The organism is Natrinema pellirubrum DSM 15624, assembly GCF_000230735.2.
In the GTDB taxonomy this organism is placed as follows: domain Archaea; phylum Halobacteriota; class Halobacteria; order Halobacteriales; family Natrialbaceae; genus Natrinema; species Natrinema pellirubrum.
Window position 1 is genome coordinate 1,205,468 of sequence record NC_019962.1, and the last position, 24,679, is coordinate 1,230,146.

The following is a 24,679-nucleotide window of genomic DNA, read 5'->3' on the forward strand; positions in this document are numbered from 1 at the left end:
GGGGCGGTTCGGGGGACGATCGATCGTGAACGGGCGCGCTCAGTCCTCGCGTTCCTCGGCGAGGTGTTCCCAGATCTCGGTACACCCCGCACCGACGTCGACGTCCTCGAGGTGGCCGTCGTCTCGATCGGACTCCTCGTCCGAACCGCCGGACTCGGCACTGTCGCTCATTCCGCGGGCACCTCCGACCGCGGGCTCGACGTGATTGCGGCCGGTCCGGTTTGCAAAGCGGATGTGGCCGCGGTTCGGGAGCCCCGTTTTTTCGTCGCGTCTGCTGTCATGGGTTCGGGTTACGCGGTCGGACGGATAAAGACGGGTTCCCGAGCAAGCGATACCTCGACTCGGGCGTTTCGGAAACTACTGCCGCTATCTCTGTCGAAAGACGATGGCAGTTTTCAGGGGGAGTAACCGGTTACAGCGACGGCGACTCCATCGTCCGGGTCGATCGTCGTGTCATCACGATCGCTCGCTGCAACGATATTGAACGCGGGAGCTGCGCCACGCCACTGTCGGACGAACCGCGATCCGGACCCAGTTTAGCGGGGGCCAGACGTGGTGTTCGTCGTTGTAATATTAGCCGGTAGTTGGATGGACCCGCGAACAGCCAGTGGCAGGGACTCGAGTCGTTCCCGCAGTCGGGGGTTAGTTCGTTCGCGTTTCGAGCGCGTCGAGTTCGATCTCGGAATCGAAATGGGACCGTTCGTTCATATCAGGGAACGGGTACGTACAGAGGACCTTCCCCTCGGGCATCGTTTCGTGAGTCGCCGGCGTCCGGAGTTCGTAGCGCCACCCGCGAAGTTGCCGGAGCGCATCCACGAGTTCCTCGTGGGTCGCGTCCAACTGGCGGCCGAGTTCGTCCAGGGTAAACTCCGTGTTGCAGTTGCTCGCTTGGCTGAAAAACTGGAGCGTCCGCGGGACCAGCCCCGCGTCGACGCCCGTCAACTCGAGCGACGACGAGTAGTCCAGCCGGGTGGTCGAGTAGTGGCCGACGACGTCGATGAACTTCTCGTAGCGCGTTCGCTCGATTACGTCCGTCGCGGCGATATCCCAGACGTAGAAGATATCGTCGAGATCGACCCCAATCGCGGTCACCTCGAGGGAGCCGATCCCGTTCCAGATGCCGTCGTCCGGTTCGAGGACGATCTCGATCGTCCCCTCGCCGCCGTGTTGTCGCTCGATGTCCACGCGGAGAGTGCCCCCTTCCACGTCGCTTTCCGTATCGAAGGTCCGGCCCGCACCGTCCGGTTCGACGTCGGTGCCGTAGCTCAACCGCTCGCGCTCGAAGTGGTCGCGGTAGTGCAGCGTGGCCCGTCGGCGGGTCGCTTCCGGCTCCGTCTCGTCGTCGCTCGAGTCGCCGTACTCCTCTAACCCGCGTTGCTGGCCGCTTCGTTCGTTGCGAGGGTCCCAGAGCCCGAGTTCCTCGAGCCGTTCGCGGGCCTTCCGGCGGTATTCCTCCGTACTCGTCCGCTTTCGCGAGCGGAAGTTCAGGTCGTACCCGTCGGGCATCGGCACCACGTCGTCGTCCCCCTCGGCTCCGAACAGTTCCTCGGCGATCGCTTTCGCCAGCACCTCGGCGATCCGCGGGGGGACCGAATTGCCGATCTGTTTGACGACCTGCCCGTACGAACCCTCGAGGACGTAGTCGTCGGGGAACGCCTGCAGGCGTTTGAGTTCCGCTTCGGTGAACTTCCGGTTCTCCCAGTGGAAAGGGCCCGACGCCGCGCCGGGCTGGGCCTTCAGCGTCCGAACGGGTCGTTCGGGGTCGGCCTTGTAGAGGTAGTCCGAGAAGCGAGAGCGCCAGCCAAAGACCGGCTCCGGGTGGCCGAGCTTCTCCGTGTAGAAACTGTAGTTGAGTCCCGGCGGGATATCGGCCAGCAGATGGGCGTGTTTCGACGTGATCTCGTAGGTCGGATCCTCGGCTGCGCCCGCCGTCTCCAGGTCCGCGAGGGCCTCGCCGGCCGTCACGAGGTCGCGGTCGGCGGGCGAGTCGGGACCGTGGGTCGGTCGCGGGAAGCGAAACTCCTCGTCTACGTCCTTCCGGACGCCGACGATGAACGTTCGGGCACGGTGCTGTGGGACGCCGTAGTCCGCGGCGTCGAGCGTCCGAGCCGTCAGGCGATACCCGGGATCGCCAGCCTCGTTCTCGAAGGCGTCGACGATCATCTGCCAGTCCTCCTCGTCGGAGGTGATCCCGTAGACGTTCTCGAAGAGGAAGGCCCGCGGCTGCCATCGCTCGAGCAGTTTCACGTACGCGCGAAACAGCTGTCCGTCCTCGCTGTCGGCACCGGCGAAGCCGCCGGAACGGCGGGCCGCCGCAGAGAACGGCTGGCACGGCGGGCCGCCGATGACGAGATCGACTTCATCGGGCTCGAGGTCGCCGCCGTCGTACTCCGTGATGTCCGTCCGTTCGATGATCGCGTCGTCGTCGATGTAAGAGCCCCGCTCGGCGTTCGTCCGAAGCGTGTCGATAGCGATATCGTCGATGTCGGTATGAAAGCGGACGTCGAACTCCGAAAGCGTGCTAAAGCCAATATCGAGACCGCCGGCGCCGGTAAACAGACTGGCAACACGAATCCGGTCACTCATCTCCACCACCCGGTAGCAGCGTCATCGTTGATAGGTTTCCGGCGTTGAAAGAGTGTAGTGCTTGTGGTTTCGCACCTCGAGGACCGATCGAATCCGACGGAGCCAGCGTCGCCTTGCCATGCTCGGTCGAGCCGTCGATCTCGCCCTCGAATCCGTCTCTCACGACTCTGAGCCACGAAGTCTCGTGCCACGTGGAGGCTGTCGCGACGACCTCTGGTCGGTCGATAGCAACCGGGGCCGTTCGCCGACGACACTGCGTCGTAATCAGTAGGCGCGATTATTGTACTACTATACACTTATATACTAACCTGGGAATTCACAGTGGACATTACGTTTAAGTTGTATTGGGGAACATAGCAGACACATAGAGATGGCTGACAGTACATCGAACGCGAACGACGGGGTCGAGCCGCACGTGCGGTACTACGCCGACCGCGTCGTGTTCGTCGACGAGGACGGGACCACCACCGAGTATCGGGAAGGGAAGCAGTCGGAGGCCGCGAGAGAACGGTACAACCGAATCAAAGACGACCTCGAGGACGGCTGGTTCGAGGACGTCCTCGACCGGGTCACCGATCCCGGAACCGAGAACGAGATCGCGCTGGACGGGGAGATCCGGACCCTCATCGACGAGATCGTCGAGTCGATCACCAGCGAGCGAGGGCGTGCGATCGCCGGGCTGACCGTTACTCAGTTGGTGATCAAGTCCCTCGAGCCCGCACAGAGCATTCGACTCCACAAGGGGAGCCGGAACAGCGCGCACTTCTCGTGGCGGGAGGGGCTATCGATGCGGACGATCGACAGCAATTACGTCGCGCCGGCGCTCCGGGACAGGGACCTGTTGCGGGTCAACGCCGACGGCGTGATGATGACCCGCTCGCTCGCGGAGAACTACCCCTACTCGAAACAGTACAAGGCGAACATTCGGGGAGCCCAACGACAGTGGGGCGACCTGGTCGAGGCCCTCGAGGACGACGACCCGGTCGATGCGCTGGAGGCGCTCGAGTACATGATCGTCAGCCTCTCGAACCGCGGCGAGCGCGCCGAGGAGGTCTACGAGGACGCTCTGGAGTTGGTCGATCGGTTCGTCGCCGGTGAGCCGTCCCCCGAAACGGTCAAGCAGGTCATCGACATTCACCTGGCGCAGTCTCAGCACGGGGCCCGCATCTACGAGGTCGCCATGCACGCGCTGGCACAGGTCCTCGAGGACGAGGGGCTGCTCGACGGCCGCCTGAAGCCGCTCACGCAGATGCGCTCGGCTGACAAGAAACACGGTAACATCGCGGACATCGAGGTCGTCGACCCCGACGACGAGTTCAGGGTTCGGGAGGCCTACGACGCGAAGTACGGCAAGGCGTACCTGCTGAACGAACTCCAGGAGATCCGGGGCAAACTCGAGGCGCACCCGGAGACCGAGTCGGTCGCGTTCGTGACCAGTTCGGAGCCGGTCCGGGACGACGCCATCGAGGACCGGCTCGCGGCCCTTGAAAGCGAGTTCGGCGTGACCGTGAGCGTGACGACCTTCGACGAGTTCTGGCGGCGCTGGTGGTCGGCGCTGGACGACCGCGGTGTCGCCGCGACGGACTGGCTCGAAGCCTACGCCGAGACGCTCTGTCAGCGACGACGGGACCGCGCCCCGGTCAACGAACCCACGCGCGAGTGGGTCGAAGAACTGGCGTCGATCCTCGAAGATCGGGTGTAGGGTGTCCTCGAGCCGAGAGACCACAGCGAATCACGACCCGTTCGCTCTTCGTCTCGCTCGATCGGTGAAAGCTACGTCAGTGTGGACGCCCTCGATCGGGTATGGAGCGAACCGAAGTCCTCGTGATCGGCGGCGGCGCGACCGGGGCGGGAATCGCAAGAGACCTCGCACGCAGGGGCGTCGACGTCACGCTCGTCGAGCGCGACGGGCTCGCGTCGGGTACCTCGGGCCGGTCGCACGGTCTGTTGCACAGCGGCGCACGCTACGCAGAGGCCGACGGGCCGGAGGCCCAGGCGTGTCTCGAGGAGAACCGGATCGTCCGCCGGATCGCGGGCGAGTGCGTTCGGGACACCGGCGGACTCTTCGTGGAACTCGCGGCCGATGATCCGGCGTACTTCGAGGCGAAGCGAGCGGCCTGTGAGAACGTCGGTATCCCGACCGACGTCGTCGACGGCGCGGCCGCCCGCGAAGCGGTCCCGGGACTGGCGACCGACGTCGAACGCGCAATGGAGGTCCCGGACGGGGTCGTCGTCCCGTCCAGACTGGTCGCGGCGAACGCGGCCGATGCCCGCGACCACGGCGCGCGAATCCGCCCGCACACACCGGTCACGTCGATGACGACCGAGGACGGCCGAATCAGGTCCGTCACGCTCGGCGGCGACGCCGACGCGACGCTCAGTCCGGAATACGTCGTGAACGCAACCGGGCCCCACGCCGGTCGGGTCGCGGCGATGGCCGGCGCTGCCGTCGAGATGCGACCGACTCGCGGCGTCATGGTCTCGGTCGAATATCCGGGCCTCGAGCCGGTTCTCAACCGGTGTCGCGAGCCGGCCGACGGGGATATCGTCGTCCCTCACGACGGCGAGGTCGTCCTCGGGACGACGAGCGTGGCGGTCGACGATCCGGACGACTACGAGCGGGCCGACTGGGAGATCACAGCGACGGTCCGGGAGTGTGCGGCGATGCTCCCGCCGGTGGCCGATGCCGACCACGTCCGGACGTGGTGGGGGGTCCGCCCGCTGTACGAACCCGACGAAGCCACGCGGGGTGGGCGCGGCATCTCGCGTGGCTTCCACCTGCTCGATCACGCCGAGGCGGGCGTCGAGAACTGCTGTAGCATCGTCGGTGGGAAGCTGACGACCTATCGGCGGATGGCCGAGGCGACCGCGGACCTCGTCTGCGAGCGACTCGAGGTCGACGCGGACTGTTCCACCGGGGACGAGCGGCTGCCGGCGGCGTCCGATCCCGACCGGCTCGACGAGTTCGTCCGGGAGTTCGACGGACAGGGACCGACGGACGCGGATCTCGTCGGAAGCTAACGCGAGGTGAGAACCATCGGTCAGTGGCCACCCTGCAGTTCGGACCAGATGCTGGCCCCCGAAGCGTAATCGACGTCGACGCGCAACTCGTTGTCTTCGTCGAGTCCGATCGAGATCCGCTCGAGGTTGGCCACGTACCGGGCTTTCCGGTGGCGGCCCTCCCGGACGCCGACGGCCTCTTCGGCGAGCCCGGCCTCGGTCAGGCAATCGAGTTTGCGGTAGGTCGTCGAGAGCGGGCGCTCCGTCGCCTCGGCGATCGCCTCGACGGTCATCGGCTCCTCGAGAATCGCGATGATTTCCCGACAGGCGCAGTCGTCGAGCGCGGCGATCACGCACTCGAAATCGGGCGTCTCGTCGGACGGGGAGAACTCGAGGGACATCGGTGACCGCGGGTTAGGAGCGAACACGGAAGACACGTTTGGTTACGTATGTCACAGAATCCCGCCTGCGATGGAGCAACGTACATGTGGGCGCGGCCCGACCGCCCGCGTATGAGCGACGAGGAGGAAGTCGAGTCCGCGATCGAGAACACGCCCGGGCAGGGTCGAACGCCCGAAGCCGAGCGGATCGAACCCGCCGCGCCCGAGGAGTTCGGGCGCGTGCAGGTCTGGTGGGGCGACGGGAAAGGGAAGACGACGGCGACGCTGGGGATGGGGATGCGCGCCGCCGGCCACGGCTACCGCGTCCACATGCTCCAGTTCATGAAAGGCGGGGCCTCGAGCGTCGACGCGGTCCGGGGCGAGTACAACGCCATCGCCGCCCTGCCGGGGATCAGCTACGAGAACCTCGGCCACTACGGCTGGCACGGGATGGCCGACGGCAGCGACGAGGCCGACCACGAGGCCGAAGCGCAGGCCGGCCTCGAGCGTGCCCACGAACTGCTCGAGGCCGCCGACGACGCCGACCTCGGCGCACCGATCGATCTCGCAGCCGAGCCGGAGGCCGGGATGCACATGCTCATCCTCGACGAGGTCCTCTACGCCGCCGACCGGGAGTTACTCTCTCAGGACGACGTGTTGGGGCTGATCGAGGCCAAGCCCGACGACCTCGAACTCGTCCTCTCGGGGAGCCACACCGAGCCCGCGTACCTCGCCGACAGCGCGGACCTGATCACGAACGTCCGGAAAGTGAAACACCCGATCGACGACGGCCAGCGAGCGCGACAGGGCACCGAGTTCTGAGACTGTCGCTTCGTTACCCGTAGTTGTTCTTGTATCCACACGCGTCCGTGAAACTCTTGTTCAGTACAGAGGAAGCAGAGAACGACCTCGGGGGACTGCATCAGTGATCCACGTTTAGGTCCAGACGAACCGAGTACCGATTCTGGGTTCGGGCGATCAGGCGTTTGGGAACAGCGGCGTCAGGAACACGGTCTGCTGAGTCGTAGACCTTTCCCGCTGGAAGCCGATGGTACAGGCCATGGCTACCGAGGCGACGTTCACGGTTCCATCTGACCAGTTCCCCCTAGGGACGGTGTTCGAGCAACTGCCGAACGTGACGGTCGAACTCGAGCGGATTATCCCAGCAAGGGACGTGGTGATCCCGTATTTTTGGGTCCGGGGTACCGAAGTCGATGACATTGAGGGCGCGTTTTCCGAGCACCCGAGCGTGAAGGAGATTCGACTCGTTGACACCGTTGAAGACGAGTATCTGTTACGCGTTGAGTGGGCGCTGGACTACGACGATGTACTCACCATATTGGCGGAGGCGGAGGTGCCGGTCATCAATGCCACTGGGACGAACCAGCAGTGGACGTTCGAGATACGCGGTGATGATCGAACCGACATCGCAGCCTTTCAACGCCGCTGTCGAGAGCTGGACATCCCGATCACGCTGACGGCGTTGCACGCGCTCACACCGGTCGAAACTGGAACCGAAGCCGCCCTCACCGACACTCAGCAAGAGGCGCTGATGCTCGCCTACGAGCGTGGCTACTTCGAGTCTCCCCGCGAGGTCACGCTGGAAGAACTCGGCGAGGAACTCGGCATCTCCCAGCAGGCCGTCGGCTCCCGCCTCCGGGGTGGGATTAGGCATGTCCTTGGGAGTACGCTTTCCGCCATCGAATCCCAGCCCTGACCGGCTACGGAAAAAGGGTTTGTACACGAAAAAGCCAGCGTGATTCCCGTCGCTCGTCTGCACTAGAGATAATGAGTGGGGATTCTATCGCCTTCGACTCGGTACTGGACTTGTGTCAACACCAGCATCGCCGGATCGTACTTGCGATTCTCGCAGCAGAACAGCGGTCGTTGACACTGAATGATCTCACGAAGACCGTTCTCAAGTATAATCACCACACTCCACTTACAGAGGTCTCTGAGGACAGGCTAGCAGAGATTCGCCTCTCGCTCTGTCACGTCCATCTCCCAAAGTTGGCTTCGGAAGGACTCATCACCCATGATCCGGACCGACAGCTTGTGGAACCGACCGAGCAGTTCGAGCAGGTTCAGCCGACCCTGACTACGATCCTTGATGCTGACCCCACACTCGAAGCGCCGATCGAACTGTAGTATTGATTAACCGCAGCCCTCCTCGGTCAATGCTAGATTAGTCCATTAGGAGAATGACGGCGACGAACAATACGCACACGCAGTTACCGAACGGGCCTTGTTCAGTTCAGATACAATTCTGAATAAAGAATCCACACTACCTGCTACTGTTACTATACCCCTACCAACACAGTTATTATCAAATCATCCAAACGGTTTCGCGTTCAATGGGTGCGATTCACGTAGCCGGACTCACGAAGTCCTACGGCGCCGTCGACGCCGTGGACGGCATGGAGTTCACCGTCGAGCGAGGGGAGCTGTACGGGTTTCTCGGGCCGAACGGTGCGGGCAAGACCACGACCATCCGGGTGTTGACCGGCCAGATCGAGCCCGATTCGGGCGAGGTCAACGTTCTCGAGACCGATCCGACGACGGAGCCGATCGAGACGCGCCGGCGGGTCGGGATCCTTCCGGAACAGGAGTCGCCGCCGAGCTTTCTCACGCCACGCGAGTACCTCGAGTTCGTCGGTGAGGTGCGAAACCTCGAGGCGGAGCGGGTCGCCGAGCGGACCGACCGCTGGGCCGAGCGGCTCGGCTTTGAGAGCAAGCTCGACACGTTACACACCGATCTCTCCCGGGGCCAACAACAGAAGGTGATGATCGCGCAGGCGTTCCTCCACGAGCCCGACGTGGTCTTCATCGACGAACCGCTGGCGAACCTCGACCCACTCGTCCAGGAGCAGGTCAAGCAGTTCCTCGTCTCCTACGCGGCCGGCGACAACGCCGTCTTCGTCTCCACGCACAACATCGACGTCGCCGAGGAGATCTGTACCCGCGTCGGCATCGTGGCCGACGGCCAACTCGTCACGGAGCGGTCCGTCGCCGACGATGGGGCCGACGAGTCGCTGCTTGAGGTCTTCCTCGACCGCGTCGAGGGCGAGGACGCACGAGACACGCCGACGCTCGAGCAGTTGGACACATGACCGGCGAGACGACGGACCCGGCTGGCCCGACGGGGACGGGCCGTTCCGGTTCGGGCCTGTCGACCCGTCGGCTGCTCGCGATCCTCTTTCGCGAGGAGTGGCGCATGCACACCGAGCTGTTCGGGGGCTGGCGGTTCGCGCTCTTTCCGTTCGTGATCGCCGCCCTCGCGGTCGGCGGTTCGGTTGCGCTCGTCGAGACCGGTACCGCCCCGGGGACGGTCGTCGTCGGTCTCCACGTCCTCGCGGCCGGTTTCGGACTCTACAGCGGCACCGCGGGCTTTGCCGGCTCGGACATGCTCGAGAACGTTTTCGGCCGGCTCTCGCTGTTGCTGTCCTCGTCGACGACGCTGCCGCTCTCGCGCCGGCGGCTGCTCGGGGTCTTTCTCCTGAAGGACGCGCTGTTCTACGGCGTCGCGTTCGTGTTGCCGATGGCGCTGGGGGGCGCGGTCGCCGAGGGCCTCTCCGCGACGACGCCGCTCTCGCTCGTCGCGTTCTGGGCGTCGCTGTTTCTGGTCTTTGCCGTCGGCATGGCGACGACCGTCGCGCTGATCGCGGTCCGGACGCGGGGCGTGCCGCCGTGGACCATCGGGCTGGCGGTCGGCCTGACTGCGGTCGCTGGCTGGGCGCTCGAGGCCGGCGCGGCGCTTCGGAGCGTCGTCGTCCCGATCGCGGGGAGCGCACTTTCGGCGGGCGGACTGGCCGCCGCGACCCTCGTCGTCGCGGCGGGCTCGCTCCTGCTGTACGACCCGACCTACGGCCGGCCCTCGCGGACCGCGACCGACCGGTTCGCCCGGCTCAGTGCGGCCCTGCCCGTCGCCGATTCGCCCCTCGTGACGAAATCGCTGCTCGATCTCGCCCGCTCCTCGGGCGGGGTCTGGAAGCCGTTCGTCTCGTCGACGATCCTGCTTGCGCTCGTGGCCGCGCTGGTCGGCGTCGTTGACTCGATCACCGGCGTCGCGCCCGCCCCGGGGATCTTCTTCGGCGGCGTCCTCGGGCTCTCGGCGTTTACCACCTACAACTGGCTCACCCAGTTCGACTCGCTCGAGGCCTACCTCGCTTACCCCGTCTCGATCGCTGATGTCTTTCGGGCCAAGCGGACGGCGTTCGTCCTCGTCGGCGCGCCGACGGCTGCACTTCCGTATCTCGCGGCCGTCGTCTGGTTCGACGCGACGCCGCTCGACGCCGTCGTCGGCGCGATCCTGCTCGCTGGCTATGCGCTGTACTACTACGGACTCACCGTCTTCATCGCCGGCTTCGATCCCAATGAGTTCCTCTTCGACGCCGTCCGCTTCGCGACGTTCACGGTCGGCGTCGCCGTCGCGCTCGTCCCGACGCTCGTGGCCGGCTTCGTCGTCGTTCCGCCGTCGCTCGAGTTGGCCGCGGTCCTCGTCCTTGGCGGGCTCGTGATGGGTGCGGTCGGGATCGTCCTCTCGAGTCGCGCTGGGCCGCGCTGGGACGCGCGATACAGAACGGAGTAGCTGACGGGAGACGCCGACCGAGCCTATCGCTCCGGTCGCGGTGCGGCTTCGTATCGCTCGATTTCGTCGGTCTTCTCGATCCGTTCGTAGACGGACCGCAACGTCTCCTCGGCCCGCAGGAGGTCGTGTGCCTCGAGGAACGCCCGCCCCTCGTCGCTGATCCCGTAGAACTTGTAGGGGAGATCGTTCCGTCGACGGTCGTCCGGGAGCGTCACTTCCTCGACGATGTCCGCCTCGACGAGTTGCTGGAGGTGCTGTCGGATCGTCGTTCGGCTCTTGCTGGGGTTCACGTAATCCAGCTCTTTCAGCGTCGGCAGCCCCTTGGGGTGACCCAGGAGGTCCTGCACGAGGGCGAACCGCGTTTCCTGTGTCACGACGTTCAGTCGCTCGCGGACGCGCTGGAGGTCGGCCGACGGCCGATCCGGAGTACTCATACCTACGGATTCGTCCGGTACGTGCAAAAGCGTTTCGCTCAAATACGAATCGGTTATGTACGATTCAGTTGGCCGTTCGGTCGATAAATTGAAGTTTCGAAGGGGCGTGCAACCGGGCGATGAGCGAGGGGCCGGTGACGGTCGACGAACTTGCGGCGAAGGCCGAGTCGTATCTCCACGAGTCGTCGCTGACGCCGGCGGAGTACGAAGCGCTCAAACACAGCGTCACGGAGTTGGCTCCGCTTCTCACGACCGGGCGGTCGTATTTCGTTCTCGGCAGCTACGGTCGACCGGAGATCCACCGCCTGCAACTCGTCAAAGACCGGCTCAACCGACGGACGGACAGCTATGCGTTCCTGATGGTCGACATCCGTAACGAGTGGACGAACACCTACCTCAAGTTCCGTCTCATCGCCGACTACGCCGATTACATCGTCGGCGTGTCCGAACACGATAGCGGCGGGTTTCTCGTCGAACAGGGCTACTTCACCGCGCTCGAGCAGTACTTCGAGAAGACCTACATCCTCAAACGGACGTACGACGACCTGACACCGGCGGATATCGAGACGGAGGCCGACCCCGAAAACCCCTACAGCGGGATGCAAACGGCGATCTTCGAGATGCTCGCGGACGAGGATCGCCTCTGCGTCTGGGAGACGGAGGACGATTTGCGCGAGTGTACATCGGAGCTACCGTGACGAGGGGTCCTGCGAACGGCTGCAAACGGCGGCGAGTCGGACGGCACCAGGCGCCGAACGCGAACCGATAAGACGATACCCCCGGCTTCCCCACTCCCGTCAACGCGGATGACACGAACGCTTCTCGTCGCCGGGACCGCGAGCCACGTCGGCAAGTCGACGGTTGCGGCCGGGCTCTGTCGCCTGCTCGCTGACCGCGGGGTCGACGTCGCCCCCTTCAAGGGCCAGAACATGAGCAACAACGCTCGCGTGGTCGTCCGACCCGAGACCGCGGCGTCCGACGGACTCGAGGACGGGGACGCCGACACCGACCGCTGGGGCGAGATCGGCGTCTCCCAGTTCGTCCAGGCTCGAGCCGCCCGAACGACCCCGACTACCGACTGCAACCCGGTCCTGCTCAAACCCCGTGGCGACGGCGAGAGCCAGTTGGTGCTGCAGGGGGAGGCCCACGACCACGTGCCGGCCGGCACCTACTACGAGGAGTACTGGACTCGCGCGCGCGAGGCCGCCGCGGAGTCATACCGCAGCCTGGCGGCCGATAACGACGTGATCATCGCCGAGGGCGCGGGCAGCATCGGCGAGATCAACCTCCACGACCGCGATCTCGCGAACGTCGAAACGGCCGACTTCGCCGACGCCGAGATCCTCCTGCTGGTCGATATCGAGCGCGGCGGGGCCTTCGCCAGTCTCTACGGGACGATCGAACTCGTGCCCGACGACCTCCGGGACCGGATCGTCGGCGCGGTCATCACCAAGTTCCGCGGGGACCCGTCCTTGCTCAAGTCCGGCATCGAGGAGATCGAATCCCGAACCGGCGTCCCGATTCTGGGCGTACTCCCCTACGACGACCCCGGGCTCCCCGAGGAAGACAGCGTCGGCCTCCCCGGCAGCGAGGAACGCGGCGTCGTCGGCGATGACGACGGGGTACCGGCCGACCGGCGGCTCCGGATCGCCGTCCCGCGGCTCCCCCGGATCTCGAACGCGACCGACCTCGAGGCACTGGCGGCGGTACCCGGCGTCTCAGTCGTCTATCTCCCAGTCGACGAGCGCGGCGGTGATGGGCGGCCGGACGGGACCGATCCGCTCGCGGGCGTCGACGCCGACGCAGTCGTCCTTCCGGGGACGAAGAACACGGTCGACGACCTGCTGGCGCTGCGGGCCGCCGGCTACGCCGACGCGCTCGCGGCCTTCAACGGCCCGATCGTCGGCCTCTGTGGCGGCTATCAGCTGCTGGGCGAGCGCATCACCAACGCCGCCCTCGAGGGAACCGGCGCGGACGACATCGTCGAGGGACTGGGCCTGTTGCCGGTCGAAACCCACTTCGAGGGGGAGAAACGCCTCGAGCAGACCGCGGTGCCCGTCGACGGGTCGGCGTCGGCGCTGCTGGCCGGCGCGGACGGCCCCGCGACGGGATACGAGATCCACGCGGGACGGACGGAGGTGGTCGGCGACGTGACGCGGCCGCTCGGGGACTCGAGCGCGGCCCGCGGGCGCGTGCTGGGGACCTACCTGCACGGCCTGTTCGACAACGAGTCGGTCCGGGCAGCGTTTCTCGATCACGTCGCCGAGACGGCCGGCGTTGATCGGTCGATTGCCAACGACGCGGATGCTCCGTCGGACCACGAGGGGGCCGGCGCGACGCCGTACGACCGGGCGGCGCGGCTCGTCGCCGAGAACGTCGATCTGGCGGCACTGGGCGAGCCGTTCGCCGAGTGAGAATCAGGCCGACTCGTCGCGGTAGGTGCCGAGCAGTTCCTCGAGGATGATACACTCCTGGTCGGTCTCGTCGTAGTGGGTGTCGATGAAGCGTTCCGCGGCCTCGTAGTTGCCCCGGAGTCCGTGTTTGCGGACGTTGATCACGGCATCGAGGAAGAAGGTCCCGCCGTCGGCCCCGAGCGCTTCGGCGTGGTCGCGGTCGCTGATATCGAGTTCGCCCTTGATCTCGTCGAAGTTGAACGTCTTGACGTCGTGGTCGTCGTTGATCAGGGTTAGGACGTATTCCGCGGAGAAGCGATAGAACTCGGATTTGCTCTCGAACATACCGTCGTCGACGAGCGCGTCGATTTCCTCGACTACGTCGTCGGGGTACCTGACGGTATCCTTCGCCATGGGGGAACACTCGTCCCCGCTGATTAATCACTGTTTCGACTATCTGTTTGGGGATCTACTATTTCGGTCGCAAGTGAAGGCGACCCTCGAGCCACGGGATCGGTTCCCGTCTGCGGATCGAAGCTCGAAAATCCCGGCGTTCTCCTCAGTTCCCTCCCATGGTAGCTCGCGGCCCCGCTGATCCATCTCGCGGTGCTGGTGTTCGGGATGGCGCTCGACGAGACCGACATCAACCGAACGACCGTCCTGACGGGTGCGATCGCACCCGGAAGTTAATGCGCCCGCGGGATAATCACGACCTAACATGACAGTCGAAGCAGACCTCCGAGAACAGCTGGTCGACGCGTTCGAGGGCGCTGACTATCCCGTTTCGGACCCCATGACGCTGATCCCGGCGCTCCCTGACGGCCCGAGTACGCGGTTCGAGACCGGGGAATTCTCGATGACCGCGATGGAGTTGTACACCAAGACCGACGGCGGTGACTTCCCCTACGAGGGCGTCGACCCCCTCGTGGACGATCTGATCGATGCGCTGCGGGAACGAGGCGAACTCTAATCGGCCGCGGGACGCCGGGATAGGGGGGTCGGGTTTCGTCGTAGCTCCCTCGGCAGGCCTCCGCTCGAGGGAGTCGTCCGGCGTCGACTGTGGCGCATCCACGCCCGGTCGAGTGCGCGCCGATCGACCCCGTCTGACCAGCAAGCTTTTATTTCACAGTCACGATGTGACAGAAAGGAGCGAGGCGGTAGCGGTGTCGGCGGACGCGACGGGAGAGATACGGATGACCACTGGAGACTGTCAACGACCGATCGTCGTCGTGATCGACGCTCGAAGCGAACGGAGTCGCCTTCGACCCCGACTCGAACAGGCGACCGACCGCGCCGTTCGAGCGGTGTCGACGGCCGACGACATCGGGTCGATCCTCGAGTCGTCGGCCGATGAGCCCGAAACGGACGGGGGGAACGACTCGGGTCCCGCGACTGACGACGAGTCGACCGCGACGGAGCGAACGGCTCTGACGTCCGCAGACGAAGCGGGGGTATCGCCACCGGGTGCGGTGGTCCTCGAACTGGACTGTCCCGGCGAAATCCAGACGCTGTTACAACGGGTCCACGCCGAGACGCCGGACGTACCGACGATCGTCGCCCCACAGGACGGCAGCGAGCGACTCGCTACGGTGGCACTCCGTGCCGGGGCGACCGATTACGTCCCGAGCGAGCGCGATGAAGACCCGATCGATCGGATCGTCTCGACGATCGGGTCGCGGGACCGTGCGACGACGGACGAGCGGCCGCACCGTATCCTCGCGAACGAACTGCCCGACGAGGCCTTCGTCATCGGCGAGGACGGCACCTATCTGGAAGCGAAAGTACGCTCGGAGTCGGCAGAACTGTACCGGACCAGTGTCGACGAACTGCGCGGCAGCCGACTCGACGACGCCTTTCCGGACGAGGTCGCTGCGGAGTTACAGGACTGTCTCGATCGGGCCCTCCGAACGGACGAGGTCCAGTCGGTCGAGTACGACGCCGAGACGACCGATGGCCGCCGACGGTTCGAAGCCCGCGTCGTTCCGATCGACGAGCGGATACGGGGGCGACGCGCCGTCGTCTGGTTGGCCCGAGACATCACCGAGCGGGTCGAACGCGAACGGCGGCTCCGATCGCGACAGGACCAACTCGAGACGTTAAACCGGATCAACGCGGTGGTTCGGCAGGTGATCGAGACGCTAGTCGAGGCACCCGCCCGCGACGCCATCGAGCGCGAGGTCTGTACACAGCTCGTCGACTCGGAACTGTACTGTGGCTCGTGGATCGCCGAACGAACCGGCGAGGGCAGACTCACCTATCGAACGGGGACGGGCGAGGCCGATGCCTACCTCGATCGGGTCAGCGACGGCATCGAGTACGCCACCGATCGGGAGCGACCGGTCGCCAGAGCCGCCCGAACGGGCGAGATTCAGACGACGAACCACATCCTCGACGACGAAACGACGCCCGAGCCGCTTCGGGAGGCGGCCCGCACGGACGACGTCCGGTCGGCGATCGCCGTCCCGATCACCCACGAGGACGCGACCTACGGGGTGTTGACGGTACTTGCCAGTCGGGACGACGCCTTCAGCGAACGCGAACGGGCTGGGTTCCGCCTGCTCGGCGAGACGATCGGCTTTACGATCATGGCCGTCAAGAACCGCCAACTGCTCTTTGCCGACACCGTCGTCGAACTCGAGTTCCGCATCGACGGCGGCGACACGTTTTCCTTCGATCTCTCCGAGGAGTACGGTTGTACCTGTTCGCTCGAGTGGGCGGGGACGACCGCTGGCGGGCGAACGTTCCAGTACGTCACGATCGAGGGCCTCGACGGCGAGACGGTCCGCGACGAGGCCGACGCCCACGATTCGGTCGAGGAGTGTCGGCTCATCCACGACGGCGAGGACCAGTGTACGGTCGAGATCCGACTCGCGAAATCGGGTGTTCGGACGCTCGTGAACCACGGTGCGACGATCTGTGATGTCGTCGTCGAGAACGGCGTGGGACGCTGTCTAGTCGAAGTCTCACAGGACGCCGACATCCGGGAGATCGCGGACGCGCTGACCGTCGTCTACGAGAACACCGAACTCGTCGCGAGGCGAGAGGTCGACCGACCGGTACGGACGGCAGCGGAGCGCCGCGATCGGATCCTCGACGAACTCACGGACCGACAGCTCACCACCTTGCGACTCGCCTACTACGGCGGCTTCTTCGACTGGCCCCGGGAGAGTACCGGCGAGGACATCGCCGAAGCGATGGATATCTCGCCGCCGACGATGCACCAGCACCTGCGAAAGGGGCTCAAATCGATCCTCAGCGAGTTCTTCGAGGGCGGTAGCAGCACCGAGTGAGCGGCGAGCCGCCGCTCGAGTGGGGGATCTCACTCGGGCGGAACACGGAACCGCGGCGTCGGGAGACGGGGCCGGGCACTGACGGGCCGGTCTTCGACCCGCTCGGTCCCGGGACGCCAGCGGAACCGCGCGACGCCGCATCCCGACGCGGTAGGTGGTGGTGGTGTTTCGAATGGTGTCACAATCGCGCGGCGACCCCGACTGACGCCGGTCGAACGCAGTCACTCGATCCTGATAATGATATTCACAGACATGATCGGGAGCGGCTACTAGACTCCGTGATCTCGGTATCCCGTGTTCTCGTTTGCACGACACTCATGATCGCTTAACAGTCGCGTATATGAAGCCAAGCGGCGACGGGGCTGGCCCCGGTCGGCTCGGACGAGAATGCCGAGATCCGTTTCCGAGCGGCAGCTCGCGGGCCGAGTGAGGGTGGGCGTTCCGTGGTGACGTCGCCGTATGAAACCGTCCTCAGGGGGTCGAACGGTCGGTACTACACCGACTGGCAGGTCCGAACACGGCTCCGATCCGGCGAGTGGGCGCTCTGTCTGCGCCAGCGAGAGCCGGACAGACGGCTGGTCGAAACCCCCGAGGACGCCTTGCTCATGCTCCGTCCGGTCGAGCCGACCGCACTGCCGGCCGGACTCGAGATCAGAGTCACCGGTCGCCGCGCCCGCGTGGTCGATACCCGACGGCCGCCGGGCGGACGCGGTGTCACTGATCGACCCTAATGCGCGTCTATGTTCACCCGCAGAATCTGAACGGCGGCGGCGAAAGTCATCGCCGTGAAGCGCCGCGTGTTTCTGGGGGCCGTCGGCTCGATGGCGTCGCTCGGCACGCTGGCGTATACGACGCGGGCCGACGATGACGCCCTCGCGGTCCGGATCTGGCTCTCCGAGCAGGCCGGTCGCTACGACGGGGTAGCTGACCGCGTCCGCGCGTTCCTCGCACGGACGCTCGCGCTCGAGCGGCGGCGCGTCGAGCCGACCGTGGGGGGCACGGTTTCGGTGTCGACCGAGGACGCCGCACGTCTCACCAGTCGCGGTGAATGGCCGCTGGCGCTCGCGTCGGGGCGGCTCGGACGCCGTGACATCGACCCCGTCTCGGGCGTCAACCTGTTGGTGACCGACGGCGGAATGCGGGACGCTCCGACCGGCTACGGGGCCCCCCACGTCGCGTCGGTCGGCGGGGCGCGACACATCGGACGGCTCGAGTCGGTCGACGACCTGCTCGGTAACGACTGGATCGTCCCGGTCACGACGGCAGCGCGGACGATGCACGTACTGCTTCACGAAGTCGGGCACGCGCTCGGACTGGCCCACCGCCACGGCGTCGCCGTTCGATCGGGCGATGCGATCGTCACGACGCCGATGCTGAGTTCCTACGCCTGGGATCCGGACTTCGACCCCGCTCCGACGCAGTGTGGGGGCGCGATTCCGTCGACGGGGGGCCGCGAGCGACTCCTCGATTTCGCCTTTTCCGCGTGTGCCCGGCGCGAACTCGCTGTCGGCGGACGGGACGGGAACCGATCGGAGACCCGTCACCGAGCCGCCGACTGACCGACGCTCGAGTTGGCAACGACTCGGTTCGCAGGCTTCCGGTCCGCAGGCTACGGAACCCTGGGTTGTCCGGTCGGTACAGAGCGGGTGCGCGGAGAACGAACGTTACTCCCCGTCGTCGGCGTCGTCGCCCCCTCGGACGAAACTCGCCCGCTCTCCCTCCCCATCAGTGCCGGCGTTCGGCCCCTCGATCAGCGCCTCGAAGTCGTCGACCTCGTCGTACTGATCGCGATACACCAGTGCCGCCTTCCCCGCCGACGTGATCTCGTAGAGTCCCGAGCGTTCCGCGGGGCCGATCTTCCGGACCAGCCCGTAGTCCTCGAGGACCGGGAGTCTGGTGTTGATGTTCTTTCGACTCTTTCCCGTATGCGCCGCGAGGTTCGTCGCGACGTTTCGCCCCTCGTCCTCGAGCGCCTCGAGGATCAGGAAATCAGTTGGCTGTCGGAGTTTCACACACGTTCACACTCGTCCCCATTGTGTTTCCAGTGGTAACTAATACTTTCGGCCCCGGACAACAAATTTCTTATTTGTGTTGTTTTCGGAGGTTTCGAACGGTCTATTCGGGTGTCGAAACCGGCGCCCCCTTGCCGACGACGGGACATCTGCACGGCCCCCGGCGATTCGGGCCCGGCTCAGGGCCGTCGATCGGGACCGGACGACATGCCATCCGCGAGTCGGGTGAGCAACGACGCAACGCCCGCCGGCGACTCGACCCGACGGGAGGCAGCCGACGGGCCGTCGCCGCCGACCTGGACCCCGATCCCGTCCGGTTCGACGGCACGAAACGCCGACTCGTCGGTGACGTCGTCCCCGACGTAGACGGCGGCCGTCCCCGGCGGCTCGTCGGCCGCGATCAACTCGACGGCGTTCCCCTTCCCCCACGGGATCGACGGCCCGATCTCGAGGATCCGCTTCCCGCGGGAGAGTTCGAGCGCGCCGTCGCTGAACGTCTCGAAGACGGCGGTCGTGAGCCGACGGGCGACCGGTCGGGCGGCCGGCGGCACGGACCGGAAATGAACCGTCCCGGACAGGCGCTTGTTCTCGATCCGTACGTTCGGGATCGACGCGAGCGTCGTCTCGAGAACCGTACAGAGGCGGTCGATCCGAGCGGCCCGTTTCCGCGCGACGGGATGGACGGCGATCGATCCCCGCCGCTCGAGTTCGAGGCCGTGGTTGCCGGCGTAGATCGCCGGGCCGTCGATGCGACCGCGGACGTCCCGCAGCGCCCGGCCGCTGACGACCGCCGTCGTCACGTCCGGGTGGGCGGCCAGCCTCGCGACGGCGTGGCGGTTGTCCTCGGTCGGTCGGGCCGCGTCGGGATCGTCGACGATCGGCGCGAGCGTCCCGTCGAAATCGAGACAGACGAGCAGTTGCTCAGCGTCCGCGAGTGTCTCCCGAACGGCCGGGAATCCGTCTTCGAGCGGCCGGGGCGACGACTCGGCAGCGGCGGTTCCGGATTCGGAGCTTGTCATCCGTTAGACCGGCGGCGTGGGTTCCCGCGAATCGGAATCGCTGTCCGAGCCCGCGTCGGTCCGACCCCGCTCGTCGCGGAGCCGCCGGAACCAGTCGAACTGCGTAGCCATCCACGACTCGAGGTCGCCGGTGAACACGCGCTGGCGCAGCGTGTTCATCCGCCGCCGGCGCTCGTGGGCCGGCATCGAGAGCGCCGCCTCGAGTTGGGCCGCGAACCCGTCGGTGTCGATCGGGTCGATCGTCAGTGCGTGGGAGCCGAGCCGTTCGTGTGCGCCGGTCCGGTCGCTCAACACCAGCGTGTCGTCGCCGTCGACGCTGGCCGCGACGTACTCCTGGGCGACCAGGTTCATCCCGTCGACCAGCGGGCTGACGACCATGGCGTCCGCGCGCCGATAGAGCGTACAGATGTCGTCGGTCGAGAGGTAGTCCTCGGTGTAGGCGATCGGCCGCCAGTCTGCGGTCTCGAAGCGGCGGTTGATCCGCTGGACCTCGCTGCGGACGAGGTCGCCGTGGCGCTGGTAGGTCTCGATGTCGGTCCGGGAGGGGGTCGCCTTCTGGAGGAAGGTGAACTCGCCGCGCCAGCCGGGGTTTCGCTCGAAGAACCGCTCGATGGCCGCCAGCCGTTCGGGAATCCCTTTGGTGTAGTCGAGCCGGTCGAGGCCCAACCCGAGCGTCGTGTCGGGGGCGATGTCGTACTCCGCGAGCAGGTCGGCGAGGCGGTCGGGGTCGACCGACCGAGCGTCCCGGTCGTAGGCCGCGGCGTCGACCCCCATCGGCGTCGCGACGACGCGAGTTCGCCCCCCGTCGTATCGGACCGTTCGGCGCTCGTGGTCGACGGTCGCGGTCGGCAGGAACCGGTCGACGCACTCGAGGAACCGATCCGCGTACTGCTCGACGTGAAAGCCAAGCAGGTCGTTGCCGAGCAGTCCCTCGAGGACGCGGCCGCCGGCGGGACACTGCCGGAACGTCGGCGGCGACGGCCACGGAATGTGCCAGAAGTGGGCGACGGTCGTGCCGGCCGGCACGGACTCCCGGATCATCCGCGGCGCGAGCGCGAGATGGTAGTCCTGCAGCCAGATCACGGCGTCGGCCGTCGCGTGGTCGGCGACCGCGTCGGCGAACCGCTCGTTGACCGTCCGGTACCACTCGAAGTCGTTCGATCGGTCCTCGATCAGGTCGGGAAAGCCGTGACAGAGCGGCCAGAGGACGCGATTGCTGAACCCGTAGTAGTAGGAGTCGACGGCTTCCTCGGAGAGATCGAGCCGGCGGAGGGTGTAGTCCTCCTCCCCGGGCGGGACGGCGACGCAGTTCCGGTCGTCGGTCACGTCGAAGTCCGCCTCGCCGTCGCCCCAGGCGATCCACGTTCCGTCGGTCCGCTTGACGACTGGATCGAGCCCGGCTGTCAGCCCGCCGGTCGGCTCGTCGACCGTGATCGACCGGGTCTGGGCAGTAGCGCTCGAGCGGGCACCGCCGTCAGTCTCAGTCGGCGGCCCCGCGTCGTCGTACTCGTGACGATACGGTTGCCGGTTCGAGACGACGATCAGCGAACCGGGACAGCTCGGCCCGCCGGTCGCGGACTCGTCGTCCGTTCGGCCTCGACCGTCGGCCCGGCACTGTCGATTCCGTACAGCCGTCGACGACAACCGCTCGGGAACTCGCATTCGCTGTAATGACACAGCGTCCCGACGGGTTGCTTCGCGGCCTGCGGTCGCTGGGGGGTTAATACGTTTCCGACGGCGTTCGCCCTCGAGTGAGCGTCCACCCGCGGCGACGGTCACGTCGGGAAACTGGTGCGGTCGGCGATGGGGTCGAGTCGTCGGACTCGGAAAACGACTGGCGGTGGCGTGTGCTGTCGGCCGGACGAGTGCCAACGAGGACGGCCGACGACACCGCGCGAGGGATGAGCGAGCGGTGCGAGGCCGACCGGAGGGAGGTCTCGAGAGCGAACGGTGACCAACGGGAGCCGTGAGCAGCGAGCGAATCGGCTGGGGAGGGCGTGGCCACTCCGTGTTGCCACGATAGCAGGACGGTCGATATCGCTGAGCCGATGTTCACGACAGGAGCCGCTGTTCACGACGGGAGCCGCCTTCACACCCGACTAACCAAACGTTGATTCACCGCTCGAGCGAACACCCGTTCATGGAATCACCGTTCGAGCGCCGCATCGAAGCCTGCAAGCGCCGGCTCACGGCGGAAGGTGCCGACCTCGTCGTCTGTTTCCCGAGTCCGAACCTGACCTATCTGACTGGCTTCGAGGAGTCGCCCTCGGAGCGACACCTGCTGCTGTTCGTCCCTCGAGACGGCGACCCCGCGATCGTCGCACCGGCGATGTACGAGGCGCAACTGTCCGAGCTTCCGATTCCGGACCTCGAGCGGCGGTTCTGGACCGACGCGGACGACCCGCTCGAGGCCATCGAGACCGTTATCGATGGGTATTCGCTCGCGGGAGAGATCGAGGAGCCGCCGACCGTCCTCGTCGACGACCGCATGTGGGCGACGTTCACCCAGGATCTGCGGGACCTGTGTCCCGAGGCCGCGTTCGGACTGGCGGGGACCGTCCTCGAGCCGCTCCGGATCCGGAAAGACGCGGTCGAACTCGAGACGCTGCGGCGAGCCGGCGCGGTCGCGGATCGGGTCGCGCTCGAAATCCGTGAGCGGGGGACGGACCTGATCGGGACCACCGAAGCGGAACTGGCGACCGAGATCGATCGCTTGCTCGCGGCGGAAGGCGGGGAGGAACCGGCGTTCGAAACCATCGTCGCCGCGGGGCCGAACGGCGCGCAACCGCACCACCACAGCGGCTCGCGGGAGATCCAGAACGGTGACTCCGTCGTTCTGGATTTCGGGGCCTTCGTCGCGGCCGACCTCGAGGGAAGTGCGGCGACTGCTATAGGGCGGTATCCGGGCGATCAAACCCGAACGATCGTGGTCGGCGACGAGCCGCCCGCGGCGTACGAACGCGTCCACGAGACCGTCAGAGAAGCCCAGAACGCCGCCGTCGAGGCGGTCGAGCCGGGCGTGACGGCAGGGGCGGTCGACCGCGCAGCGTGGTCGGTCATCGAGGATGCCGGCTACGGCGACGCCTTCATCCACCGGACGGGCCACGGCGTCGGCCTCGAGGTCCACGAGCCGCCCTACATCGCCGCGGGCAACGACCGCGAACTCGAGCCAGGCATGGTGTTCAGCATCGAACCGGGGATCTACCTCGAGGGGGAGTTCGGCGTCCGAATCGAGGACCTCGTCGCCGTGACCGAGGACGGAGCCGAACAGCTGAACGACACCCCGCGGGGCTGGGCAACGGGGCAGTGAGGCCGTGGGGGAGTTCGGTGCCGGTCGATCGGCTCCTGTAGCCGGGACACCGGGTTTCCGGTGAAATGTCGGCCGGATGTAGTCACAGTGTTTCCCGATCAGTTACGGCTCGTCGGTTTCGACGAGGACGGTCCGGACGACCTCCGGGTCCTCGAGCAACTGATGCTCAGTATAGCTGCCCTCCGCGCTCCCACCGCTGCGACGGGTCTGCTCGAGGATGTCGAGGAAGGCGTGTTCCTTCAGGAGATCGCGGACGCGGCGTAGGGAGAGTGGATCGGACCCCTCCTGCCGGCAGATCTCCTCGTAGACGTCGTAGATCCGCGTCGTTCGGAACCCGTCCTCGTCGGGCGTATTGAGCGAAAGGACTGCGAGGGCCTGTAATACGTAGCGCGAGTGGGGCGTCGAGCCGCGGATGAGTTCCCGGAACCGGTCGGTTTCGGCCCGCTCGCGCGCCTGAACGACGTACTCCTCGCGAACCGTCTCGTGGCCCTCCGATTGGGCGATCTCCCCGGCGTAGCGCAGGATGTCGATCGCCTTCCGCGCGTCGCCGTGTTCCCGGGCCGCGAGTGCGGCAGCCCGCGGGATGACCGACGGCTCGAGGACGCCGTCCTTGAACGCGTCGCTGCGGGCCTCCATGATGTCCCGGAGCTGGGTCGCGTCGTAGGGCGGGAAAACGAACTCCCGTTCACAGAGGCTGGACTTGACCCGCTCGTCGAGCCGGTCTTTGTACTTGATCTTGTTGCTGATTCCGATGACCCCGATCTTGCACGACTCGAGCTTGCCGGCCTCGCCCGCGCGCGAGAGTTGCATGAGGATGTCGTCGTCGTCGAGTTTGTCCACTTCGTCGAGAATGACCAAGGCGACGTCGTACTGGGCGTCCAGCACCGTCCAGAGGCGCTTGTAGTAGGTCGACGTACTCAGTCCCTTGTCCGGAATCCTGACGTCGGTGACCGCCGGCTCGTTCAACGTGTGTGCGATCGTCTGGACCGCCTGCGTCTCCGTGTTGTCCTGTGCGCAGTCAACGTAGGCGAAGGCCGACGTGATCCCCTCGTCTTCGGCGACCCGGACGAGCCGTTCGGAGATGTACTTCGCACAGAGGGACTTGCCCGTCCCGGTCTTCCCGTAAATGAGGAGGTTGCTCGGGCTCTGGCCGAAGATCGCCGGATTGACCGCGTTCGCGAGTTCGGCGATCTCGTCGTCCCGGCCGACGATCCGCCCCTCCTCGGGCAGGTGGTTGATCTCGAGTAGCTCCTTGTTCTCGAAGATCGGGTCGTCGCGGGTGAACAGGTCGTCGCCGGAACTCGACATAGTCGGACACCGTGTTTCCGGTGAAATAGCACTTCCGTTCCGCCCCGGCGGGTTGGGGATCGATCGCACAGAGTGTGTTCGGCACCGAGCGGGCGGTTACGGACCGAACTGACGATCAGATCGGGACGTCCTCGCCAAGTGACTCGAGACCGGACCCTCGGTTGCGATCGGTGATCGGTCGTGGACACACACACACCGTGTTTCCAGTGAAACGGGGCAACTGGGGGGTTGGTGTGGAGTCGAAGTCGGGGTACGTTTCACCGGAAACACGGTGTGGGGGCGGCTCGAAATACGGTCGTTCCGGACGTACGCACCCGCTCGAGCCGGGTGGAACGAGCGGTTCAACCCTCGGAAACGCC

The 24,679-nt window shown here is 66.1% G+C and carries 23 protein-coding genes; 14 read left to right on the forward strand and 9 right to left on the reverse strand.

What is annotated here, in order from left to right; all coding sequences use genetic code 11:
• Positions 1-39: 39 nt before the first annotated feature.
• Together NATPE_RS23210 and NATPE_RS05960 are read right to left on the reverse strand one after the other, a co-directional pair.
• The gene (locus tag NATPE_RS23210; RefSeq protein WP_006179663.1) at positions 40-171 is read right to left on the reverse strand and encodes a hypothetical protein; all 132 of its coding nucleotides are present in this window, start codon (positions 169-171) and stop codon (positions 40-42) included.
• A 471-nt stretch (positions 172-642) separates the two neighbouring features.
• Positions 643-2,586 carry a DNA cytosine methyltransferase gene (locus NATPE_RS05960; protein WP_015298826.1) on the reverse strand — a complete coding sequence of 648 codons (1,944 nt, stop codon included), beginning with the start codon at positions 2,584-2,586 and terminating at the stop codon, positions 643-645.
• A gap of 370 nt (positions 2,587-2,956) precedes the next feature.
• On the opposite strand from NATPE_RS05960, the gene NATPE_RS05965 reads away from it, so the two are divergent.
• Both NATPE_RS05965 and NATPE_RS05970 read left to right on the forward strand, forming a co-directional pair.
• Positions 2,957-4,288 (forward strand): hypothetical protein, encoded by a 1,332-nt coding sequence (locus tag NATPE_RS05965; RefSeq protein ID WP_006179660.1) that lies wholly within the window; start codon positions 2,957-2,959, stop codon positions 4,286-4,288.
• 101 nt (positions 4,289-4,389) lie between these two features.
• Positions 4,390-5,607 carry an FAD-dependent oxidoreductase gene (locus NATPE_RS05970; RefSeq protein WP_006179659.1) on the forward strand — a complete coding sequence of 406 codons (1,218 nt, stop codon included), beginning with the start codon at positions 4,390-4,392 and terminating at the stop codon, positions 5,605-5,607.
• 20 nt (positions 5,608-5,627) lie between these two features.
• Here the strand turns inward: NATPE_RS05970 and NATPE_RS05975 are convergent, their stop codons facing one another.
• Positions 5,628-5,987, reverse strand: coding sequence for a winged helix-turn-helix domain-containing protein (locus NATPE_RS05975; protein WP_006179658.1), 360 nt, complete (start codon positions 5,985-5,987; stop codon positions 5,628-5,630).
• Between the two features lie 111 nt (positions 5,988-6,098).
• Here NATPE_RS05975 and NATPE_RS05980 point away from each other — a divergent pair, with 111 nt between their 5' ends.
• The 5 genes from NATPE_RS05980 (at position 6,099) to NATPE_RS06000 (ending at position 10,554) form a co-directional block, all read left to right on the forward strand.
• On the forward strand, positions 6,099-6,788 hold the full coding sequence (locus NATPE_RS05980; RefSeq protein ID WP_006179657.1) for a cob(I)yrinic acid a,c-diamide adenosyltransferase: 690 nt from the start codon (positions 6,099-6,101) through the stop codon (positions 6,786-6,788).
• A gap of 238 nt (positions 6,789-7,026) precedes the next feature.
• Positions 7,027-7,683 carry a helix-turn-helix domain-containing protein gene (locus NATPE_RS05985; protein WP_015298827.1) on the forward strand — a complete coding sequence of 219 codons (657 nt, stop codon included), beginning with the start codon at positions 7,027-7,029 and terminating at the stop codon, positions 7,681-7,683.
• A gap of 71 nt (positions 7,684-7,754) precedes the next feature.
• A complete protein-coding gene (locus tag NATPE_RS05990) occupies positions 7,755-8,114 on the forward strand; it encodes a DUF7344 domain-containing protein (RefSeq protein ID WP_006179655.1) in 360 nt (119 codons plus the stop codon).
• Between the two features lie 206 nt (positions 8,115-8,320).
• A complete protein-coding gene (locus tag NATPE_RS05995) occupies positions 8,321-9,076 on the forward strand; it encodes an ABC transporter ATP-binding protein (RefSeq protein WP_006179654.1) in 756 nt (251 codons plus the stop codon).
• A complete protein-coding gene (locus tag NATPE_RS06000) occupies positions 9,073-10,554 on the forward strand; it encodes a hypothetical protein (protein ID WP_006179653.1) in 1,482 nt (493 codons plus the stop codon). Before NATPE_RS05995 ends, NATPE_RS06000 begins: the two co-directional genes overlap by 4 nt.
• 23 nt (positions 10,555-10,577) lie before the next feature.
• On the opposite strand, the gene NATPE_RS06005 is transcribed toward NATPE_RS06000, so the two are convergent.
• Positions 10,578-10,988 (reverse strand): helix-turn-helix domain-containing protein, encoded by a 411-nt coding sequence (locus NATPE_RS06005; RefSeq protein ID WP_006179652.1) that lies wholly within the window; start codon positions 10,986-10,988, stop codon positions 10,578-10,580.
• Between the two features lie 119 nt (positions 10,989-11,107).
• Between NATPE_RS06005 and NATPE_RS06010 the strand changes: the two genes are divergently transcribed.
• Positions 11,108-11,686, forward strand: a complete 579-nt coding sequence (locus NATPE_RS06010) for a hypothetical protein (protein ID WP_006179651.1) — start codon at positions 11,108-11,110, stop codon at positions 11,684-11,686.
• Positions 11,687-11,794: 108 nt separating this feature from the next.
• Positions 11,795-13,402, forward strand: a complete 1,608-nt coding sequence (locus NATPE_RS06015) for a cobyric acid synthase (RefSeq protein ID WP_006179650.1) — start codon at positions 11,795-11,797, stop codon at positions 13,400-13,402.
• Between the two features lie 3 nt (positions 13,403-13,405).
• Here NATPE_RS06015 and NATPE_RS06020 read toward each other — a convergent pair whose 3' ends face one another.
• Positions 13,406-13,795, reverse strand: a complete 390-nt coding sequence (locus tag NATPE_RS06020; RefSeq protein ID WP_006179649.1) for a ribbon-helix-helix domain-containing protein — start codon at positions 13,793-13,795, stop codon at positions 13,406-13,408.
• Between the two features lie 304 nt (positions 13,796-14,099).
• Here NATPE_RS06020 and NATPE_RS06025 point away from each other — a divergent pair, with 304 nt between their 5' ends.
• From NATPE_RS06025 to NATPE_RS06040, 4 genes are all read left to right on the forward strand, one after another.
• Positions 14,100-14,351 (forward strand): MTH865 family protein, encoded by a 252-nt coding sequence (locus NATPE_RS06025; RefSeq protein ID WP_006179648.1) that lies wholly within the window; start codon positions 14,100-14,102, stop codon positions 14,349-14,351.
• 223 nt (positions 14,352-14,574) lie between these two features.
• Positions 14,575-16,671 (forward strand): bacterio-opsin activator domain-containing protein, encoded by a 2,097-nt coding sequence (locus tag NATPE_RS06030; protein WP_006179647.1) that lies wholly within the window; start codon positions 14,575-14,577, stop codon positions 16,669-16,671.
• Positions 16,672-17,114: 443 nt separating this feature from the next.
• Positions 17,115-17,402, forward strand: coding sequence for a hypothetical protein (locus tag NATPE_RS06035; RefSeq protein ID WP_006179646.1), 288 nt, complete (start codon positions 17,115-17,117; stop codon positions 17,400-17,402).
• Positions 17,403-17,456: 54 nt separating this feature from the next.
• A complete protein-coding gene (locus NATPE_RS06040; protein ID WP_006179645.1) occupies positions 17,457-18,230 on the forward strand; it encodes a hypothetical protein in 774 nt (257 codons plus the stop codon).
• A 105-nt stretch (positions 18,231-18,335) separates the two neighbouring features.
• Here NATPE_RS06040 and NATPE_RS06045 read toward each other — a convergent pair whose 3' ends face one another.
• The 3 genes from NATPE_RS06045 to NATPE_RS06055 all read right to left on the reverse strand — a co-directional run bounded on the left by NATPE_RS06045 (position 18,336) and on the right by NATPE_RS06055 (position 21,364).
• Entirely contained in the window at positions 18,336-18,683 is a 348-nt protein-coding gene (locus NATPE_RS06045) for a winged helix-turn-helix domain-containing protein (RefSeq protein ID WP_006179644.1), read from the reverse strand.
• 179 nt (positions 18,684-18,862) lie between these two features.
• Positions 18,863-19,702, reverse strand: a complete 840-nt coding sequence (gene otsB, locus NATPE_RS06050) for a trehalose-phosphatase (RefSeq protein ID WP_006179643.1) — start codon at positions 19,700-19,702, stop codon at positions 18,863-18,865.
• Between the two features lie 3 nt (positions 19,703-19,705).
• A complete protein-coding gene (locus NATPE_RS06055) occupies positions 19,706-21,364 on the reverse strand; it encodes an alpha,alpha-trehalose-phosphate synthase (UDP-forming) (protein ID WP_006179642.1) in 1,659 nt (552 codons plus the stop codon).
• 478 nt (positions 21,365-21,842) lie between these two features.
• Here NATPE_RS06055 and NATPE_RS06060 point away from each other — a divergent pair, with 478 nt between their 5' ends.
• Positions 21,843-23,012 carry a M24 family metallopeptidase gene (locus NATPE_RS06060; protein WP_006179641.1) on the forward strand — a complete coding sequence of 390 codons (1,170 nt, stop codon included), beginning with the start codon at positions 21,843-21,845 and terminating at the stop codon, positions 23,010-23,012.
• A gap of 102 nt (positions 23,013-23,114) precedes the next feature.
• Here NATPE_RS06060 and NATPE_RS06065 read toward each other — a convergent pair whose 3' ends face one another.
• Positions 23,115-24,320: a Cdc6/Cdc18 family protein gene (locus tag NATPE_RS06065; protein ID WP_006179640.1), complete on the reverse strand. Its 1,206-nt coding sequence runs from the start codon at positions 24,318-24,320 to the stop codon at positions 23,115-23,117.
• Positions 24,321-24,679 lie beyond the last annotated feature (359 nt).

Bases quoted from the DNA above. Each gene is read 5' to 3' on its own strand.
- NATPE_RS06055 (WP_006179642.1), bottom strand. From the start codon at position 21,364: ATGCGAGTTCCCGAGCGGTTGTCGTCGACGGCTGTACGGAATCGACAG.
- NATPE_RS05965 (WP_006179660.1), top strand. From the start codon at position 2,957: ATGGCTGACAGTACATCGAACGCGAACGACGGGGTCGAGCCGCACGTG.
- NATPE_RS06015 (WP_006179650.1), top strand. From the start codon at position 11,795: ATGACACGAACGCTTCTCGTCGCCGGGACCGCGAGCCACGTCGGCAAG.
- NATPE_RS05960 (WP_015298826.1), bottom strand. From the start codon at position 2,586: ATGAGTGACCGGATTCGTGTTGCCAGTCTGTTTACCGGCGCCGGCGGT.
- NATPE_RS06005 (WP_006179652.1), bottom strand. From the start codon at position 10,988: ATGAGTACTCCGGATCGGCCGTCGGCCGACCTCCAGCGCGTCCGCGAG.
- NATPE_RS05995 (WP_006179654.1), top strand. From the start codon at position 8,321: ATGGGTGCGATTCACGTAGCCGGACTCACGAAGTCCTACGGCGCCGTC.
- NATPE_RS06030 (WP_006179647.1), top strand. From the start codon at position 14,575: ATGACCACTGGAGACTGTCAACGACCGATCGTCGTCGTGATCGACGCT.
- NATPE_RS23210 (WP_006179663.1), bottom strand. From the start codon at position 171: ATGAGCGACAGTGCCGAGTCCGGCGGTTCGGACGAGGAGTCCGATCGA.
- NATPE_RS06065 (WP_006179640.1), bottom strand. From the start codon at position 24,320: ATGTCGAGTTCCGGCGACGACCTGTTCACCCGCGACGACCCGATCTTC.
- otsB (WP_006179643.1), bottom strand. From the start codon at position 19,702: ATGACAAGCTCCGAATCCGGAACCGCCGCTGCCGAGTCGTCGCCCCGG.
- NATPE_RS06060 (WP_006179641.1), top strand. From the start codon at position 21,843: ATGGAATCACCGTTCGAGCGCCGCATCGAAGCCTGCAAGCGCCGGCTC.
- NATPE_RS05990 (WP_006179655.1), top strand. From the start codon at position 7,755: ATGAGTGGGGATTCTATCGCCTTCGACTCGGTACTGGACTTGTGTCAA.
- NATPE_RS05970 (WP_006179659.1), top strand. From the start codon at position 4,390: ATGGAGCGAACCGAAGTCCTCGTGATCGGCGGCGGCGCGACCGGGGCG.
- NATPE_RS06000 (WP_006179653.1), top strand. From the start codon at position 9,073: ATGACCGGCGAGACGACGGACCCGGCTGGCCCGACGGGGACGGGCCGT.
- NATPE_RS05975 (WP_006179658.1), bottom strand. From the start codon at position 5,987: ATGTCCCTCGAGTTCTCCCCGTCCGACGAGACGCCCGATTTCGAGTGC.
- NATPE_RS06020 (WP_006179649.1), bottom strand. From the start codon at position 13,795: ATGGCGAAGGATACCGTCAGGTACCCCGACGACGTAGTCGAGGAAATC.
- NATPE_RS06025 (WP_006179648.1), top strand. From the start codon at position 14,100: ATGACAGTCGAAGCAGACCTCCGAGAACAGCTGGTCGACGCGTTCGAG.
- NATPE_RS05980 (WP_006179657.1), top strand. From the start codon at position 6,099: ATGAGCGACGAGGAGGAAGTCGAGTCCGCGATCGAGAACACGCCCGGG.
- NATPE_RS05985 (WP_015298827.1), top strand. From the start codon at position 7,027: ATGGCTACCGAGGCGACGTTCACGGTTCCATCTGACCAGTTCCCCCTA.
- NATPE_RS06010 (WP_006179651.1), top strand. From the start codon at position 11,108: ATGAGCGAGGGGCCGGTGACGGTCGACGAACTTGCGGCGAAGGCCGAG.